Consider the following 465-nt stretch of genomic DNA (forward strand, 5'->3'; position numbering starts at 1 on the left):
AAGGACCCCGACGCCTACAGCGGCAAGACCTACGTGCTTTACGGCGAGATCACCCAGTTCGACTCCGCCACCGGCACCGACACGTTCCGCGCCGACACAGGGCCCAAGAAGCTCCGCATCTCCTACGGGTTCGTCGACTACTCGCAGAACTCGTTCCTCCAGGGAACCGAATCCAAGCTCAAGAAGCTCGTCGAGGGCGACTGCTTCAAGGCCAAGGTCACCGTCCTCGGCTCCTTCTCCTACGACACGCAGGCCGGCGGCAACACCACCGTCCCCTCCTTCCAGGTCGACTCCATCACGTCTACGGCAGCACCGACTAACCCACCCCCGAACCGGAGCGGAGCCGCGCACTGAGGGGAGCCGGCTCCGCTCCTCCCACACCAACCCCAACCACCGAGAGGAGGTGAAGACATGTCGGACTACCACGTCACACCCCGCGACGGCGGCTGGGCAGCCGAGAAGGAA

At 64.7% G+C, this 465-nt stretch carries 1 pseudogene; it reads left to right on the plus strand.

What is annotated here, in order from left to right:
- Positions 1–354, plus strand: a pseudogene (locus BN358_RS26550) (hypothetical protein); the annotation flags it as partial.
- Between the last annotated feature and the right edge of the window lie 111 nt (positions 355–465).

Source organism: Sedimentibacter sp. B4 (genome assembly GCF_000309315.1).
GTDB lineage: Bacteria > Bacillota > Clostridia > Tissierellales > Sedimentibacteraceae > Sedimentibacter > Sedimentibacter saalensis.